16 protein-coding genes are annotated in these 17,321 nt (G+C 38.1%); 8 read left to right on the top strand and 8 right to left on the bottom strand.

The genetic code is table 11. From position 1 onward, the window contains the following. Positions 1–60: 60 nt before the first annotated feature. Together IGJ39_RS00145 and IGJ39_RS00140 are read right to left on the bottom strand one after the other, a co-directional pair. The gene (locus tag IGJ39_RS00145; protein WP_019722672.1) at positions 61–1,449 is read right to left on the bottom strand and encodes a glycoside hydrolase family 16 protein; all 1,389 of its coding nucleotides are present in this window, start codon (positions 1,447–1,449) and stop codon (positions 61–63) included. Between the two features lie 147 nt (positions 1,450–1,596). After that, on the bottom strand, positions 1,597–2,160 hold the full coding sequence (locus IGJ39_RS00140) for a TIGR00730 family Rossman fold protein (RefSeq protein ID WP_019722673.1): 564 nt from the start codon (positions 2,158–2,160) through the stop codon (positions 1,597–1,599). A gap of 68 nt (positions 2,161–2,228) precedes the next feature. On the opposite strand from IGJ39_RS00140, the gene IGJ39_RS00135 reads away from it, so the two are divergent. From IGJ39_RS00135 to IGJ39_RS00120, 4 genes are all read left to right on the top strand, one after another. After that, on the top strand, positions 2,229–2,546 hold the full coding sequence (locus tag IGJ39_RS00135; protein ID WP_019722674.1) for a MazG nucleotide pyrophosphohydrolase domain-containing protein: 318 nt from the start codon (positions 2,229–2,231) through the stop codon (positions 2,544–2,546). Positions 2,547–2,633: 87 nt separating this feature from the next. Then, a complete protein-coding gene (locus tag IGJ39_RS00130; protein WP_019722675.1) occupies positions 2,634–3,380 on the top strand; it encodes a MurR/RpiR family transcriptional regulator in 747 nt (248 codons plus the stop codon). Between the two features lie 145 nt (positions 3,381–3,525). Continuing rightward, positions 3,526–4,836 (top strand): PTS sugar transporter subunit IIC, encoded by a 1,311-nt coding sequence (locus tag IGJ39_RS00125; protein ID WP_019722676.1) that lies wholly within the window; start codon positions 3,526–3,528, stop codon positions 4,834–4,836. A gap of 33 nt (positions 4,837–4,869) precedes the next feature. Further along, positions 4,870–6,309: a 6-phospho-beta-glucosidase gene (locus IGJ39_RS00120; protein WP_019722677.1), complete on the top strand. Its 1,440-nt coding sequence runs from the start codon at positions 4,870–4,872 to the stop codon at positions 6,307–6,309. A gap of 52 nt (positions 6,310–6,361) precedes the next feature. On the opposite strand, the gene IGJ39_RS00115 is transcribed toward IGJ39_RS00120, so the two are convergent. Next, on the bottom strand, positions 6,362–7,390 hold the full coding sequence (locus tag IGJ39_RS00115) for an FUSC family protein (protein ID WP_019722678.1): 1,029 nt from the start codon (positions 7,388–7,390) through the stop codon (positions 6,362–6,364). Between the two features lie 470 nt (positions 7,391–7,860). Here IGJ39_RS00115 and IGJ39_RS00110 point away from each other — a divergent pair, with 470 nt between their 5' ends. Next, on the top strand, positions 7,861–8,310 hold the full coding sequence (locus tag IGJ39_RS00110) for a hypothetical protein (RefSeq protein ID WP_019722679.1): 450 nt from the start codon (positions 7,861–7,863) through the stop codon (positions 8,308–8,310). Between the two features lie 640 nt (positions 8,311–8,950). Here the strand turns inward: IGJ39_RS00110 and IGJ39_RS00105 are convergent. Next, entirely contained in the window at positions 8,951–9,529 is a 579-nt protein-coding gene (locus tag IGJ39_RS00105; protein WP_023518863.1) for a TMEM175 family protein, read from the bottom strand. A 194-nt stretch (positions 9,530–9,723) separates the two neighbouring features. Between IGJ39_RS00105 and IGJ39_RS00100 the strand changes: the two genes are divergently transcribed. Continuing rightward, positions 9,724–9,921: a hypothetical protein gene (locus tag IGJ39_RS00100; RefSeq protein WP_019722680.1), complete on the top strand. Its 198-nt coding sequence runs from the start codon at positions 9,724–9,726 to the stop codon at positions 9,919–9,921. Positions 9,922–10,000: 79 nt separating this feature from the next. Here the strand turns inward: IGJ39_RS00100 and IGJ39_RS00095 are convergent, their stop codons facing one another. Beyond that, positions 10,001–10,819 carry a ZIP family metal transporter gene (locus IGJ39_RS00095; protein WP_019722681.1) on the bottom strand — a complete coding sequence of 273 codons (819 nt, stop codon included), beginning with the start codon at positions 10,817–10,819 and terminating at the stop codon, positions 10,001–10,003. Between the two features lie 97 nt (positions 10,820–10,916). Next, complete coding sequence (locus tag IGJ39_RS00090; protein ID WP_019722682.1) at positions 10,917–11,894, bottom strand: Gfo/Idh/MocA family protein; 978 nt, start codon at positions 11,892–11,894, stop codon at positions 10,917–10,919. A 159-nt stretch (positions 11,895–12,053) separates the two neighbouring features. Between IGJ39_RS00090 and spxB the strand changes: the two genes are divergently transcribed. Continuing rightward, positions 12,054–13,796, top strand: a complete 1,743-nt coding sequence (gene spxB / locus IGJ39_RS00085; protein ID WP_019722683.1) for a pyruvate oxidase — start codon at positions 12,054–12,056, stop codon at positions 13,794–13,796. Between the two features lie 100 nt (positions 13,797–13,896). Here spxB and IGJ39_RS00080 read toward each other — a convergent pair whose 3' ends face one another. Next, the gene (locus IGJ39_RS00080; RefSeq protein WP_019722684.1) at positions 13,897–14,418 is read right to left on the bottom strand and encodes an HdeD family acid-resistance protein; all 522 of its coding nucleotides are present in this window, start codon (positions 14,416–14,418) and stop codon (positions 13,897–13,899) included. 235 nt (positions 14,419–14,653) lie between these two features. Between IGJ39_RS00080 and IGJ39_RS00075 the strand changes: the two genes are divergently transcribed. Further along, entirely contained in the window at positions 14,654–16,276 is a 1,623-nt protein-coding gene (locus tag IGJ39_RS00075) for an ABC-F family ATP-binding cassette domain-containing protein (protein WP_029594258.1), read from the top strand. Between the two features lie 70 nt (positions 16,277–16,346). On the opposite strand, the gene IGJ39_RS00070 is transcribed toward IGJ39_RS00075, so the two are convergent. Continuing rightward, positions 16,347–17,210, bottom strand: a complete 864-nt coding sequence (locus IGJ39_RS00070) for a DegV family protein (protein ID WP_010734550.1) — start codon at positions 17,208–17,210, stop codon at positions 16,347–16,349. Between the last annotated feature and the right edge of the window lie 111 nt (positions 17,211–17,321).

The following is a 17,321-nucleotide window of genomic DNA, read 5'->3' as shown; positions in this document are numbered from 1 at the left end:
TAAGCTCAATATACAAGTGCATACTGAACTTATCTGCTTGGTGAAGCTGTCGTTAATTATTCACTGCAATAACCACTGGCTCTTCCAGGCTCCTGAATGGACGTCGCTTGCTTCTAAATAGCCCAAGTCATTTTCTGTATGAATGACTTGATCAGGTTTCCAACGATTCACGAGTCGTGTATAGCCTTCTACTGTTTCTTTTTTCCACTGTGCGCTGTAGGCGGTCTCTTCAATATCGCCATGTTCTACGAAACCTTTTTGATTTTCTACATGCAGCAATTCCCCTGTTAGAGCGTTCTTAATAAGAAAATATTCACCCTTCGGAATGATCTCCCATTTTGACATTTCCTGTTGCTCTTTTGACAACAACACTTTATCTGAAGAATCATCCAGATGGATATACAAACCGGTTTCACGATTTTTTAACGTTTGTTTCGGTAATTCATACCCACCATCTTTTTTATACACTCTTACGTAATCTATGGCCCATTCTTTGGGAAATACATCGTCATGTTTACCAGATCCTGAATCTGTATAGATATTTAGAATCATTCCCATTGGATAATCTGGTGCTTGGTTGATCGTTCTAAACAACTCTCCGTCAAAATAAAACTTTAGTGAACCTGGTTCCCATTCTAAAGCATAGGTATGATATTCGTTCGTTAAACTTTCTAGCCCAACTTTGCCTGGAACTACCGCTTCATCTCCTCCAAGTGTAGCTGTCGTACTGTCTGTCCATGAGGTTGAGAAGAAAGGATCGTTCCAGCCAAATGTACAAACTTGCCAGATGCCTTTTTTACGATTCTCTTCTGTGATTCCTTTTGTCCCAACTGGTCGTTGAACATTTTCTGAGTAATCAAAAAATGTTTCAATAATATCTATTTCGCCTGTTTCCTTCGAATTAAACCAATCATCTGTATCATTTTGCATCCCTACTAGCCACCAAGCTTGATGACCACCGCCTAAAGATTTACTTAATTTCGCACGTAATTCAAAGTAGCCATAGGTGGTAGCATAACCCCCAGTTTCTTCGTCCCCTAACATAAGTTCGTCATCAGGGATCGGTGACATCAATTCTTGAGAACCGCTAAAATTATGAATCCAATTTTTATTGAATGTTTGTATCGCACTAGACCTAACTCCAGTAGTTCCGTAGCCATAATTATCCTTATCTAGCGTTGGTGCCCATGCTTTTTGATTTTCCTCAATATATTCAACTAATGCACCATCTTCAAAACGGTAATTGGCTTGTGCCTCTTCCGGATCGTTTGCCCAATGGGACAAATAACGATCTGTCCATTTACTTTTATCTAAGTCATCCCCGTTGAATTCATCGTGAAAATCTAATCGATATCCTTCTTTTTCTGGCACAGATTCTTCCCCTTGAACTGTTGCCGTTCCTAAAAATAAAGATGATAAAACCAATATACCTAACACTCTTTTACGCATAAAGAAACCCCTCTCACTTTCTGTGCCTATAATTTAACATGCAACAGTCCAAAAAAGTATGATTGATCTAGAAAAAAAATATACTTTCACTCATTGAAATTACATTCAATTTGTAAAAAGCAGGATTTCATTCATGCTTTCTTATGCTTATTTATACTCCCTGATTTTATGCGGAATATACTGTTCGACAAAAGGCTGGATCTCTGTCAGCGCATCCGCAAACAAAATTTTATCGAAGTCTTCTCTTGTTAAAAAGCCTTGATTGACCATGGCTTGATACTGCTGCTTTAAAGGATCGAAAAATCCTTTGTGATTCATTAACACGCACGGATTGACATGTTGCCCGATCCTCCCCCAAGAGATTACTTCAGTAATTTCTTCGATGGTTCCAGGACCGCCGGGCAGTGCAATATACACATCTGATAATTCAATCATTTTTTGTTTCCGTTCGTGCATCGACGACACGATCATCAAAGAGGTGACATCTTTTTTTGCTAGTTCTCGTTTTGCCAAAAAGTCAGGCATGATACCTGTCACTTTCCCTCCAGATCCTAGTACTGAATCAGCAATAATCCCCATCAAACCAGCATTTCCACCACCATAAACCAATTGATACTCATTCTTCCCGATCCACTCACCTAAGCTTCTCGTTACTCGTTCAAATTCTGGAGAATTCCCTTTACTTGCTCCGCAATAGACTGCAATGTTCATTTCCGAAACCCCTTCCAAATTTTTTTCAGCTTATGCTATTATATAATTGAAAGGTGGTTAACCTCAACATGAACATAAAAGAATACAACGACTGGGTGCTTGATTTTTATAAAAAAAGAAAGTGGTACGACTACGATCCATTTATCCGTATCGGCTTTTTAACTGAAGAAGTTGGCGAAGTTTCAAGAGCGGTTCGAAGTCTCGAAATCGGTCGGGATCGTCCGGATGAATCTATACAAACAATTGATTTTTACAAGGAAAATCTGATGGAGGAATTGGGTGATGTCTTAGATAATGTTCTGATTCTTGCTGATAAATATGACCTATCCTTCGAAGAAATCATTCATCACCACAAACAAAAACTAGAGAAGCGGTTCAATATGTAGTCTTCTCACGATGCCATTTCCAATTTTTTTAGAAAAACCCTTTCCATCGTGCTATACTCTAAAGAAAAAGAATCTTGAGGTAAACACATGGCTATCTTTGAAAGTCTTAACTTAAATAAATTGTCTGCCGTTGAACAAGAGATTTATCGCTTTATCGTTAATAACCTTGAGAAAATACCTTATATGCGGGTACGAGATATTGCGACGGATGCGCATGTTTCGTCAACCTCTGTCTTTCGTTTTATCCAAAAAGTCGGCTTTGATTCATTTCCGGAATTTCGTTTTTATATTAAAAATCATTTGGAAAAAGCCCATTATGAAACAGATGACAAGCAATTAATGTTAGAAGAACGAATCAATCAGTTGAACATGACGATTTTTCATCCCGATATTGAATATCAAATCAAAAAAATGGCAAAAACATTGCGTCAAGCTGATTTTATTCTATTTATGGGCATGGGGGCTTCGGGAGCATTAGCGCAATATGTGGCACGAAAATTAGCGAATATCGGTTACTTTTGTATTAGCTTAGATGAACTGACTTACCCCATTCGTAGTTTTTTGCGTCCAGATCAAAAAAATGCGTTAGTCTTTTTGAGTGTTTCAGGTGAAACAAAAGAACTGATCGAAGTAATTTCAGGTTTAGCTCATGCGGATAGCGTGCATAAGTATTGTATTACCGCTCATAAAGAAAGTTCATTGGCCCAATTGTGTGATTACTCAATTGACTATGCCATTAAAGAAGAACGGAAAGACATCTTTCTTGATTTGACTAGTCAGCTACCTTCCATGGCGATCCTTGAAACACTGATCGGTTATTTAGAGGATGAATGATTCACCACTCAATTTGGAACACTATGTTCCTACCACGAAATAATTTTCATTGTTCCAAATTTTTATCCTAAATAAGAATGCGCTTACTTTTCTTTCACACCTTTCGCTATAATGAATCCATCATATAGCGAAAGGTGTTATTCTTATGCAAAAATTCAATGATTTATTAGATCGAAGTCTTGTACCTATTGCAACACGGTTAAACAACCAACGACATATTGCAGCCGTTCGAGATGCATTCATGCTTATTTTTCCATTGACGATTTCTTCTTCATTAGTCATCCTAGTCAATAATATTTTATTTTCAAAAGACAGTTTTATCGTGCAATTATTTCAACTTTCACGTATCTTTCCAAATTTAGAAAGTGCACAACAAGTCCTTGCTTCTGTAGCAAATGGCACAATCAATATCATGAGTTTGTTTATTGCTTTTTTAGTCGCTCAGCTTTTGGCAAAACATTTCGAAGCTGATGCAACCTTAGTTGGGCTAACTAGTGTCGCTTGCTTTATGATCTTTTACCCTACTTCTTTTGCAGTCGATGAAATGAATGTCATCTCGACGCAATATTTGGGTGCTCAAGGTTTATTCGTTGCGATGATTGTCGCTTGCTTGGTTGGCGAATTCTTACCGAAATTATTCAAAGTCAAGAAATTACAAATCAAGATGCCTGAACTCGTTCCACCAGCTGTTTCTCGCTCTTTTTCTGGGATGATCCCAATCATTATCGTTGTTTCTATGTCAGCTTTGATCAACTTCTTCGTCTTGATGATCGCGCCTGAAGGAATCAACGAGTTGATTTATGCCGGTATCCAAGCACCTTTACGTGACTTAGGTGGGAATGTGTTTGGTGTCCTACTCTTAGCTTTTATTCAGACACTGCTATTTTCTATTGGTATTCATGGTCCAAACACATTGAATGCTGTTCGTTCAGCGATTTTTACCGAGCAAGACTTAGCCAATCTCCAATTCATCAATGATGGTGGTTCGCTATGGGATGTCCCTTACAAGGAAACTTGGGGCATCTTGAATGATATGTTTGCAAACATGGGTGGAACGGGTATGACCTTAGGTTTGATCATTGCGATTTTTATTGCTTCACGACGCCCTGAATATCGCGAAATCGCCAAACTATCTTTTGTACCAGGTATTTTCCAAATCAATGAGCCGATGATTTTTGGACTACCGATCGTCTTAAATCCAATTATGATCATTCCTTTTGTTTTAACACCGATGGTCAATATTCTGGTCGGTTACTTCGTCACAGTCGTCTGGCCAATCATGCCATCACCAGCGATTGGTTTACCTTGGACCACACCAGGGATCATCAATTTGTTTTTAGGAACTGGTGGGAATATCATGGGAATTGTAATAGGCGTACTTTGTTTAGCGATTTCCGTTTTGATTTACCTACCTTTTGTCATGGCTTCCAACCGCGCACAACGCACAGAGATATAACTTGAGAATCACTGAAACTTAGGAGGAATTTGTATGAATAGAGAGTTACCCAAAGATTTTTTATGGGGAGGCGCAATTGCTGCTCATCAAGCAGAAGGTGCTTGGAATATTGATGGACGAGGTCCGAGTATCGCTGATGTTATGACTGCTGGCGGAAATGGGATTCCGCGGAAGATCACTAAAGGAGTCGTCGAAGGTGAATATTACCCAAACCACGAGGCCATTGATTTTTACCATCGTTACAAAGAAGACATCCAATTATTTAAAGAACTAGGCTTAAAATGTCTACGCACTTCCATTTCATGGAGTCGGATCTTTCCTACTGGTCAAGAAGAAACACCGAATGAACAAGGATTAAAATTTTACGATGATCTTTTTGATGAATGCTTAAAAAACGGGATCGAACCGGTAGTTACGTTGTCTCATTTTGAGATTCCTTATGCCATTTATGAAGATTTTGGTGGCTTTGCCAATAAAGCGGTCATTCCTTTATTTGTTAAATTTGCTCAGTGCGTATTTGACCGTTACAAAGACAAAGTAACTTACTGGATGACCTTCAATGAAATCAATAATCAGGCGGACGGACAAGAGCCCGTTCATGTTTGGACCAATTCAGCCATGATCATTGAAGATGACCAAGAGAAAGAGGCCTTAGTATTCCAAGCAGGGGTCAACGAACTGATTGCCAGTGCTTGGGCTGTCAATGAAGGGAAAAAGATCAATCCCAATTTTCAGATTGGTTGTATGATGGCTTACGTTCCAATCTATCCCTACTCCTGTGCGCCAGAAGATATGATTGCTTCAGTCAAAGCAAATGAACGTCGTTTCTTCTACAGTGATGTCCATGTACGCGGAGAAATCCCTACCTACACAGAAAAGTATTGGGAACAAAAAGGGCTCACAATCGATATTAGCGAGAAAGAACGACAAATTTTACGTCAAGGAACTGTTGACTATATCGGTTTTAGCTATTATATGTCGGGAACGATCACAACTCTTCCCGATGTTGAGGGCAGACAAACAGAAGATATTCCTTCAGCAAAACTAGTTAAAAATCCTTATATTACTGCTTCTGACTGGGGCTGGCCGATTGATCCTGTTGGGTTACGTTATGTATTGAATACGGTGTACCAGCGTTATGATCTCCCCCTGTTTATCGTTGAAAATGGTTTTGGTGCCTACGATCAGTTAACTGATTCAAATGAGATCCATGATGACTACCGGATCAATTATTTAAGAGAACACATCGAACAAATGAAAAAAGCAGTAGTTGAAGATGGCGTACCATTAATTGGTTACACACCTTGGGGAATCATCGATATCGTCAGCTTTGGCAGTGGTGAAATGGAAAAACGCTATGGCATGATCTATGTCGATAAAGATAATACCGGTAAAGGAACCTTACAACGTTTGAAAAAAGATTCCTTTGCTTGGTACCAACAAGTGATTGAAACCAATGGGGAACAGCTTTAGTAACGAACAAAGAAAGGCGATCCGACTTCATTGTCGTGACCGCCTTTCTTTGTTATGTTTCATATTTTTCTTTCACAACTGCTAAGTAATGTTGCAGACCGATATTCATTACCCAGGCTACACCTAGACCAATGAAACTACCGATGACGATACCAATAAAACGATACTCGATCAATGAGATCAAGTACGTGTTCCTGACTAATGTCGAAAGCATCAATGCCATGGGGTTCAAGAAAATATTCGCCACTGCATAATTTCGAGCAACTAAAAACTGAGAAATACCATAAAGAAATGTAATTAAAAAAATCGTTTCAAGTTGGGAAAAAGGAATCAGTGATAAGACAGCCGATAAACACAACCCTAACATCGAACCAATCAAATATTGCACTTGCCGATGTTTCATCGCATCTAAATTCTCAGCTAATAAAATCGAGGCACAAGACAGTGTCAGCCAATAAGGATTTTTCATGTTCAAGCCATGGCTCACATAAACGGAAAGGAATAGTGCAGCGCTGTAAAAAATCGAATCAATGATCACTAAAGGTTCTTGGTGAAAACGCTCCTTCAAGGATACCTTTACCACTTCCTGTTCCGGGCGTGAATCCATTTTTTTCGTTAGAAATGCAGCAATCAAAGCAAACACAACACCCATAAAGAAAAAAGAAGCTACTGTCGGCAAATGGGAAAATGGGACGGACATACTCGTTCCCATAGCCGCTAACATCGCAAAAAATAAGCCCCCTGGTTTAGAAATATGGAACAAACGCAAAATAAACCGACTGAAAAAAGCAACTGCTCCAACAGCAAATGGTTCAAGCCAGATGACATACGTCGACAATAGCCCTAATGTAAAAGCCAGTAATAGACCGCAACCAATCAAAAATAGGCGCTTTAGTAATTGCTTCATCGGAATGTTCTGGTAGTAAAAGAAGGTAAAGATACCTAGAGAAGAGAAACTTGAAATCAAAAAATTATGATTGATGTAACCGATCCATAAAACGAGAAAGATTAGCACCATCAGATTCATGATACGAAATGGATTTTCTTGAATTTTGTTAAATGTAAAATAAGATTTAACCATAAAAAACCTCCTTATTTTGAAATGTATATAAAAATCGTTTTCGCCTTAAGGATGTCTTGTCTATTATAAGAAGTATCAAAGAAATCAACTATTAGAAGTAAAAGGAGAGTTTTCCAGAGAAAAATTTAAACGAATTTACTTTATCTAGTATAACACCAATTTTCATCGCTTAAACAGACAGAAATTCCCATCAATCATTAAATAACTAATTAAATATTATAATTAATTAATAATAACCACCATTATTTGTAATAATATAGATAGTTTTAGCTATCTAAAATTAAAAGCTTTTCATCTAGTCAAAGAATTTGTGAAATCTGCTTTATTTTTTTGTATTTTAAATTTATACTATGAAAGAAATCATTTTTAATAACAAAAAAAAATTAAAATTTATTGTTACATAAAGTTTTTTTGATTTTAACATCAGACATATACGTTGGAGAACACAGAAAGGACAAAAAGTAAGGAAAATGAAGAAAATTATTTTAATTATCAGTAGCTTGTTTGCATGTGTCGGTTTATTTTCTTTTATTCATTTTTTGAATTCTCCTGTTCGAGATGTTACCTCCAAAGCTGAAATGATCCAAACAGACGAAATTAAAATGGAATATGTTCCTACAAAAAATCAGTTATTGAAAAGCATTGGTGACTCGGTCGATTTTTTAGGCATCTACGAAGTAACAGAAATCAATTTTAATGATACACCTCATATCGTACTAACAAAAGAAGATGAAAATGAACTATCGTTTGAAATCAGAGTAACTGATCCAAAAGAGCAATCGTTCTCGATTCCAGCAATAAAATTCTCTCCACAAAACATTCATGTTTCTGATACATTTGGCATTGCGAAAAAAAATGATCGCTACTTTGCCTATAAAAACAATGTATCCATTGAAGGAGAACCTTACAACACACGCTGACATACCCTACGGGGGTAAATATAGATTTATATTTATACTACAAAAAAGTAAACTGAAACGAAGAAATTCCTCTTCCTTTCAGTTTGCTTTTTTTTTTGAGTTCCAACGAATATCTGTCCATCCTTTAGTATCTATTTATCTATGTTATTTAAAATAACAACAAAAAATAAATGTGCTTGTTATCTAAATTTTTGATCTAATAACGAGTTATCCACTGTGGATAACTCATTAGCTCTTTCTATTTGTCCACAAAATCCGTCATCTTTGACCTTGTGACCGATCGAGCTCAAGTTTGTTTACTTCTTTGTATCGTCTATCCTTTAAGCGTGACGATGACAGTAAGTAAAACTGACAACAGGAGAACGAGCAAATTACACCTCGATTGCTCTACATAAATAAGTACGGTAATAAAACTTGTTATGATTGCTGGATAAAATTTTTTTCGTTTTCTCATATGCATCCCTCTTTAACTATCATTGTGCCTAAAAAATTCGATTGTTTTTTTATTTTTTACTTATGTTTCTGTTAAATTTTTTTATAATCGTTAAACGAGTCAAAAGCATACAAAAAAAACACAGAACAGGAAAGAAGTATTTCCTAACTATTCTGTGTCTTTTGATTGACTATGTTATTCAAGTATCTAGCGATAGTATGCTTCAATTTTACGACTTGGGATCAACCAAGTAACCAAAATCAAGACATTGACTATTAATACGGCGATGGGCGCGATCAAATATCCGAGAATCAATCCCACGACATTCAAACCAATAGATACGTAGGATTTACGATAATTACCAAACAACTCTTTGATAGATGCATTCTCGTCTTCCTCTGAGGCAACTAATGTCCTTGCTAACAAATAATACGTGAGATTCGCTCCTAATATCACTATACCATAGGTCATTTCAGGGACAAGACTGTTACTGTATTCGCTGATCCATGAAGTAACGAATGGAAACAGCGACAGGAAAAAAATAAAAAAGCTATTCACCCAGAGCACTCGCCCATTCACTTTGTGGACGGCTTGAAACAAATGATGGTGGTTATTCCAATAAATGCCCAGGGTAAAGAAACTAATGATATAAATAAAAAAACGTGGCGCAAGTGCAACTAGCGCTTCCAAGGTATCTGAGTGTGGTTCATGTAGCTCCAACACTAAAATCGTCATAATAATAGCAATCACGGCGTCTGTAAAGGCCTCTAGTCGATTTTTCGGCATGACTTTCCTCTCCTTTCGCTTCATTTTATTCGTAATAAGGGCAAAAAAGCAACCTTTTCACACCAAAGTAGCAAGTAGAAATCGGGCTCTGGGTGGAGGTTAAGTCAATCAATCCTTGCTATACTTACTATATAGAAAACAGCAAGCGTAACTTCTATTGAGAAGTTTATCAAACGAGAAAAGAGGCGATCATCATGCAAAAAAGAAATACGTTTCAAACAATCATTCTATTAGTGGTAGGTTTCGTCGTAGCTAGCTTTGTCCTCAATCTATTCGTTGGCGTGATCAGTGGTTTATTATGGTTAGGTATTAAATTGTTGATTCCGGCAGCCATTGCGATTTTGTTAGTCCGTTGGATCACTCGCACCACACAACAAAGAAAATATTACTAATACTATTTTCCTAAATGAAAAACAAAAAGAGGCAGAAAATTTCTGTCTCTTTTTTTTACTCTTTTAAATGATATATCATTTACCCTAATGCTACATCTAAGATCATCATGATAATAAAACCAGTCATAACACCAAAAACTGCATAGTGTCGTTTACTTGAAAGTGTTTGTTGCGCTTCAGGAATCAATTCCTCCACGACGACGTAAATCATTGCACCCGCAGCAAAAGCTAAGGCATAAGGCAGTAAGACTGCAACTTTTGTCACTAAGATTGCCCCGATGACTCCAGCAATCGGTTCAACCACTCCTGAAGCTTGCCCATAGACAAAGGCTTTTGTTCGACTTAATCCTTCTTGTCGGAGAGGAATCGAAACAGCCGCACCTTCTGGAAAGTTTTGAATACCAATCCCTAACGCCACAGAGATCGCTGCTAGCACCGCAGTCGTTGGATTATCTGCAGTTGCCGCTGCACCAAATGCAACACCTACTGCTAAACCTTCTGGAATATTATGCAAGGTAATGGAAAAGACAAGCAAAATCGTGCGTTTTAAATGTGTTGGTAAGCCTTCTTTTTCGTGTGCTGGACCAAAATGCATGTGCGGTAAGGTTTTGTCGGCAATGTATAAAAATAATCCCCCTAGCCCAAAACCAATACTCACCACAAGCCAAGCAATATCACCATTTTCTTCTGCTTTTGTGATTGCCGGATCTAATAAAGACCAAAAACTGGCGGCGATCATCACACCCGAAGCGAAACCTAACATCAAATTGAGTACATCTTTTTTGATTTCTTTAAAGAAAAAAACTAAGCCAGCCCCAAGCGCAGTCATAAAATAAGTAAACGCCGTACCCGTCAACGCTTGCTGCCAAGGTTCTAGCTTCAGTAACCAATCAACCATACAATTCCCCTTTCACCTTTTTATTCTTACTCTAGCATATTGCCAAAAATGTGACTACTATTCTACTATTAATCTGATGATCCTTTATTCTAAGCGGTTATCCCCTCACGTTTTTCCAATCATTCCCAAACCACTTATGGTAAAGATCATCAACGACTTGAACATTTGTAATCGTCATGTTTGGATCGACCACCGTATCTTGCTTCTTACCTGAGGAAAGTAAATCGGCGACATGACGGATCTCAAAGACAAATTCACTATCCATTGGAAAATCTTTTGTTAACACTTCTCCGTTGTTCATCTGGATCGTATAATGGTCTGTTTTCCAATAGTTAGGGATGATGATCGTGCCTTTTTCTCCAACGATGGTATACGTACTAGTAAAATCCATTTTTGTCGTAAGGAATAAACTGATGAAAAGGTCTTTCTTCTTCAGGTTGACCATACACTCTTCATCCGTCAGATCTTCTCCATGTTCTACACATAAGCCGTTATATTCATCAAATCCTGTACCAAATAAATATTGACTGACACTTAATGGGTAAGAGGCGTTGGAAATCAATACGCCACCTCCTTGTTCCATCTTCCAAAACCAAGGGATTTTTTCAGAACCCGGTCGAGCATCACGAATATCGACTAATTTTACTTGACCGATTTTTCCTGATGCAATGGTTTTTTTGACGTCTTCGATCGCAGGTAGAAATAGGGCTTTTTGTGCTTCCATGAGAAAAACCTTGTGCTCCTTAGCCAAGGCATAGAGTGCTTGTGCTTGCTCCGAATGTAGCGTAAAAGGCTTCTCTAAAAGCACATGTTTCTTTGCTTGGATCGCGGCTTTCGCGGCTGAAAAATGCAAGTGATTGATCAATGGAATATAAATCAGTTCTATCTCGTTGTCAGAAAGTAACGCTTCGTAACTGCCATACGCTTTTGGAATGCCTAACTCTGTGGCTAACTGTTGCGCCTTTTCTAAGCGACGTGTCGCAATCGCTACAGCTTGTGCCACGCCACTTTCTTTGATCCCTTCCACAACACGTGGCACGATCGAAGCACCGCTCATAATACCGATTTTCAGCATACTCTTCCTCCTAACATTTTGAATCCACTATAACATAGTTTCACACATGACTGGCAATTCACGCTACTTGGTTGAAAGTCGCTTTAGTTGGGCTTTTGATAAGGAAGATTTATACTTTAGACAATAAATATAATTTGTTTTTTTAGGGAGTGGATCAAAATGTCAACGATAAATGCCGGTATTGCCATGGTAAAAGTGCTTGAAAGCTGGGGAGTGGATCATATTTATGGGATTCCGGGTGGTTCGTTCAATTCCATTATGGATGCGTTGTACCATGAAAAAGACCAAATCGATTATATCCAAGTACGTCATGAAGAAGTGGGCGCGTTAGCTGCCGCAGCGGATGCCAAATTAACAGGAAAAGTCGGAGCTGTCTTTGGCTCAGCTGGTCCTGGAGCCACTCATTTGATCAACGGACTTTACGATGCTCAAATGGATCACGTCCCAGTTGTCGCCCTTTTAGGGCAAGTGGCTTCGACTTCTATGAATTATACTGCCTTTCAAGAATTAAATGAAAATCCAATTTTCGCTGATGTTAGTGTTTATAATCGGACAGTCATGACACCTGAAAGTTTACCTTATGTCGTTGATGAAGCGATCAAGGCAGCTTATGCACATCAAGGAGTCGCTGTTGTGACGATCCCCGTTGATTTTGGTTTTGAAGAAATCGAGTGGCAGGATGTTTCTAATGCTTCTACGTACAAAACAGGGGTGATCCTCCCTGAGATTGAAGACGTGAAAGCAGCCCTTCCTTATCTCGAACAAGCTCAAAAACCTGTCTTGTTCATCGGTCAAGGTGTTCGTCATGGCTATGATCAGATCAAGAAATTTACCGAATATTTCAAAATGCCCGTGGTTGCCTCTGTTTTAGCAAAAGGAATCGTGCCAGATGAAAACAAAAATTTTCTTGGATTTGCAGGTCGGGTAGCGACAAAACCTGCGAATGAAGCGTTAGCAGAAGCCGATTTGATTTTATTTGTAGGAAGTGACTTTCCTTTTGGGCGAACCTTTTTCAATCCAGAAGCTGCTTTTATCCAAGTCGATATTGATGCCGCCAAATTCGGCCGCCGTCATCACACCGATTTAGCTATTTTAGGTGATGGTAAAACAACGTTAGAAAAACTGATTGAATTGGGGAACGAACGCACAGAAAATGCTTGGTATCTAGCCAATCAAGAAAATCTTCGCAATTGGCGGCGTTGGTTAACGTCCTTTGAAGAACCCACGGAGCAATCGATTCGACCAGAAGCGGTCTATAAAGAAATCAACCGAATTGCCGAACGTGATGCTATTTTTGTGACAGATGTTGGAAATACGACCATTCATTCGATTCGTTTACTGAACATGACTGGTGAGCAGTTACACACTACTTCGGGTTGGTTTGCGACGATGGGAAATGGTATACCCGGCGGAATCGCTGCTAAATTAAGCTTTCCAGAGAGACAAGTCTTTACTTTGAGCGGAGACGGTGGTTTTGCCATGGTGATGCAAGATATCTTGACTCAAGTCAGCTATCAGTTGCCAATCATCAATGTCGTTTTCTCAAATGATTCATTCGGATTTATCGAAGCAGAACAAGAAGATACTGAACAACAAAAATTTGGTGTTTCCCTTGAACAAGCTGATTTTGGGAAAGCCTGCGAAGCCTTAGGTGCCGATGGCTTCACAATCACGCACTACGAACAATTACGCCCTGCCTTCGATGCTGCGGCGAAATCTGATCGACCAGTCGTGATCGATGTGAAAATCCCCAATAAACGTCCCTTACCTGTCGAAGACTTACACTTAGATCCAAGAAAGTATAGCGAAGAAGAAATTGAGGTCTTCAAAGAAAAATATGAAGTCCATGATATGCCTGTGCTTCATGAAATATATACGCAACACCTTTCTAAACAGTTATAAAAGTCCAGTAAACCACAACTTAGTGAGAAAAGATCCACCTCAAATTGATAGGATTTGAGGTGGATCTTTTTCAAATTTCATACACTTATTTTATTACTAATCATCTAAACGCATAAACAATCTGATTGATCCCAACCACCATAAAGTAAAAACCAACTAAAAAACTTAGCGTCAAGGCAGAAGATAAAGGATTGAATAATAAAATGATACCTAGTAAGATACCTAATACGTTGATGACCACTGTAAACCAATAATGTCCTTCGCTTATTCCTCTGAATAAATCAGCAGTAAATAAAGCTAATACTGAATCAATGATAAACCAAACAGCGAAGACAAATGGTAGTGCAACTACCCCAGCACCAATATTGAAAATGAAAAAGATCCCAATCAACAAATCAATGATCCCAATCACTATCGGCATCTTCCCTTTATATCCTGTCAGTTCTTTTACTCGACTACGTAGAAATAACTCAAATAATCCTTTTAGGATCGCAAAAATAGCAAATACAATAACGATAGCAACTAAGTTACCTACTGGATCGCGAAAAGAAATCAAGGAAACTAAAACAAATAGTATCCCCAAAACAAGTGAACCCCAATCAATTTTTCTACTTTCTTTCATTTTAATCCCTACTTTCTTCTAATCTATTTCTATCTTACGCCCCCATTTAAATAACTTCAAAAATTTAGCATTTATGAAAATGCTTTAGTTGTAAAAAAACGGTTTATCGCTTTTCTTCCTTTGATTGTTTCACGTGAAACGTAAAGAATTACTGATTTCCTTGAAACTTTCAACATTCCCCTATATAATTCTAGAAGACTTGGCAAATATTATAAACATAAAGTGAGGAAAAAAATTGATTACTGTAAATGATGTAAGTTTGCACTTTTCAGATCGCAAACTATTTGATGATGTTAATATAAAATTCACTCCCGGCAATTGTTATGGCTTAATTGGAGCAAATGGCGCAGGTAAATCAACATTCCTTAAAGTATTATCAGGTGACTTGCAACCTTCAACAGGCTCTGTCACATTAGGTCCAGATGAACGTATGGCTGTTTTGAAACAAAACCACTATGACTATGAAGAATATACTGTGATGGAAACAGTAATCATGGGTCATAAACGTTTATATGAAGTAATGAAAGAAAAAGATGCCATCTATATGAAAGAAGATTTCACAGATGAAGATGGGATTCGTGCGGCAGAATTAGAAGGCGAATTTGCAGAATTAAACGGATGGGAAGCAGAGCCAGAAGCAGCGGTTTTACTTCAAGGATTGAATATCCCTGAAGAGTTGCATCATCAATTGATGAGCGAATTAACTGGTGGCCAAAAAGTGAAAGTGTTGCTTGCACAAACGCTATTCGGTAAACCAGATGTTTTACTTTTAGATGAGCCGACAAACGGACTAGATATCCAATCGATCAACTGGTTAGAAGAATTTTTGATCGAATTTGAGAATACAGTGATCGTTGTTTCCCATGACCGTCACTTCTTGAATAAAGTATGTACCCATATGGCAGATTTAGACTTTGGAAAAATCAAGCTTTATGTAGGAAACTACGATTTCTGGTTAGAATCAAGCCAATTAGCAACTAAGTTACAAGCAAACGCCAATGCGAAAAAAGAAGAACAAATCAAAGAACTACAAGACTTTATCGCACGTTTCAGTGCAAATGCGTCAAAATCAAAACAAGCAACATCCCGTAAAAAAATGTTAGAAAAAATCACATTGGATGATATCCAACCTTCTTCACGTCGCTATCCTTTCGTTGGATTCAAACCAGAGCGTGAAATTGGAAATGACTTACTACAAGTAGAAAACGTTAGTGTGACAATAGATGGTAAAAAGATTTTAAATGATATATCATTCACATTGAACAAAGAAGATAAGGTAGCATTCGTCGCTGAAAACGATATAACAACTACAACCCTATTTAAAGTTATCATGGGCGATCTAACACCTGATACTGGTACTGTCCGTTGGGGTGTAACAACTAGCAATGCTTATCTACCAAAGGATACAACAAAAGAATTTGATACAGACTTAACGATCCTTGACTGGTTACGCCAATATGCAAGTAAAGAAGAAGATGACAACACCTTCTTACGAAGCTTCTTAGGTCGCATGTTGTTTTCTGGTGAAGAAGTATTAAAACCAGTAAATGTCCTTTCTGGGGGCGAAAAAGTGCGTTGCATGCTTTCTAAATTGATGCTTTCAAAAGCAAACGTCCTTGTCTTAGACGACCCAACGAATCATTTAGATTTAGAATCAATTACTGCGTTGAATGATGGTTTGATGGCATTTTCAGGTTCGATCCTATTTGCTTCTCATGACCACCAATTCATCCAAACGTTAGCAAATCGTATCATTGCTGTTTCTGATAAAGGCGTGATCGATCGTGCAGATACGACATATGATGAATTCTTAGAGAACAAAGACATCCAAAAACAATTAGAACAATTGTGGAACTAAATATTCCAAAAATAATTATAAAAATAGCTGTACAACGTGAGTACTCTTACGTTGTACAGCTGTTTTTTTTTTATCGACTCACACCCATTGAAAAGATGGCGATACACCCATAGCCTGTATGACTGGCGATCGTTGGTCCTAAGGGATAGAGTTTGATTTCTTTTGTTTTGATATTTTCTTCTAATAATTTTTTGGCTTTCTCAGCACTTTCTAGGTCTCCGGCATAAGCGATATACACCGTTTGTTCCAATGGAGCGACGATCGTTTTGACCGTTTCCTCCACGATTTTCTGAATGGATTTGTTTCTACCACGCACTTTATCGACATTCTTCAAATGACCACTTGGTTCAACGGTAATGATCGGCTTCACGCTTAACAGACTACCAATAGCAGCACTTGCTTTAGAGATGCGTCCTCCACGTTCTAAATGCTTTAAATCATCAACGGTTACCCAAGAATGAACTTTGAGGTAATTATTTTGTAACCAAGCCAATGTTTCTTCCAAAGAATAACCCGATTCTTTCAAACGAACAGCTTCTAATACAAGTAGTCCTTCCCCGATACTTGCGGCTTTCGTATCAAACACATGAACTTGCGGGTCCTCATAGGTTTCTTTCAATAATTCGACTGCTTGTAAGGCACTGCTGTAAGAACCACTCATGCCACTCGAAAAAGCAACGTACAAGACTGGGATACCTTTCTCCACATAGCTACGGAAGAACTCCAAATAGCGACCCACATTGATTTGTGAGGTCGTAGGCATTGCTCCTTCACGTAACTGTTGGATGTACCCTTCATAATCAAATGTTTTTCCCAGATCATCGATTCGTATTTCCTCACCAATCTGGATCTCCATGGATAAAAAATCAACATTTGCATTTGCCAACACTTGATAGGGCAGATCGCAACATGAATCTGTGACTATTTGATACATTCGTTCCAACTCCTTTTTTTCTCCACTTTTCATCGCAGTCTATTATAGCAAACTCCTTTAATTTTAAATAACTTCAGCTCTTATATTCGTTGTACTTGGTACAAGCCAATC

The organism is Enterococcus sp. AZ140 (assembly GCF_051714405.1).
Taxonomy (GTDB): Bacteria; Bacillota; Bacilli; order Lactobacillales; family Enterococcaceae; genus Enterococcus_B; species Enterococcus_B pernyi.
The sequence above is the reverse complement of the archived record's forward strand: the minus strand, read 5'-3'. Positions and strand labels throughout refer to the sequence as shown.

Bases quoted from the DNA above. Each gene is read 5' to 3' on its own strand.
- IGJ39_RS00070 (WP_010734550.1), bottom strand. From the start codon at position 17,210: ATGTATCAAATAGTCACAGATTCATGTTGCGATCTGCCCTATCAAGTG.
- IGJ39_RS00095 (WP_019722681.1), bottom strand. From the start codon at position 10,819: ATGGTTGATTGGTTACTGAAGCTAGAACCTTGGCAGCAAGCGTTGACG.
- IGJ39_RS00120 (WP_019722677.1), top strand. From the start codon at position 4,870: ATGAATAGAGAGTTACCCAAAGATTTTTTATGGGGAGGCGCAATTGCT.
- IGJ39_RS00145 (WP_019722672.1), bottom strand. From the start codon at position 1,449: ATGCGTAAAAGAGTGTTAGGTATATTGGTTTTATCATCTTTATTTTTA.
- IGJ39_RS00135 (WP_019722674.1), top strand. From the start codon at position 2,229: ATGAACATAAAAGAATACAACGACTGGGTGCTTGATTTTTATAAAAAA.
- IGJ39_RS00115 (WP_019722678.1), bottom strand. From the start codon at position 7,390: ATGGTTAAATCTTATTTTACATTTAACAAAATTCAAGAAAATCCATTT.
- spxB (WP_019722683.1), top strand. From the start codon at position 12,054: ATGTCAACGATAAATGCCGGTATTGCCATGGTAAAAGTGCTTGAAAGC.
- IGJ39_RS00130 (WP_019722675.1), top strand. From the start codon at position 2,634: ATGGCTATCTTTGAAAGTCTTAACTTAAATAAATTGTCTGCCGTTGAA.
- IGJ39_RS00125 (WP_019722676.1), top strand. From the start codon at position 3,526: ATGCAAAAATTCAATGATTTATTAGATCGAAGTCTTGTACCTATTGCA.
- IGJ39_RS00090 (WP_019722682.1), bottom strand. From the start codon at position 11,894: ATGCTGAAAATCGGTATTATGAGCGGTGCTTCGATCGTGCCACGTGTT.
- IGJ39_RS00100 (WP_019722680.1), top strand. From the start codon at position 9,724: ATGCAAAAAAGAAATACGTTTCAAACAATCATTCTATTAGTGGTAGGT.
- IGJ39_RS00105 (WP_023518863.1), bottom strand. From the start codon at position 9,529: ATGCCGAAAAATCGACTAGAGGCCTTTACAGACGCCGTGATTGCTATT.
- IGJ39_RS00140 (WP_019722673.1), bottom strand. From the start codon at position 2,160: ATGAACATTGCAGTCTATTGCGGAGCAAGTAAAGGGAATTCTCCAGAA.
- IGJ39_RS00110 (WP_019722679.1), top strand. From the start codon at position 7,861: ATGAAGAAAATTATTTTAATTATCAGTAGCTTGTTTGCATGTGTCGGT.
- IGJ39_RS00080 (WP_019722684.1), bottom strand. From the start codon at position 14,418: ATGAAAGAAAGTAGAAAAATTGATTGGGGTTCACTTGTTTTGGGGATA.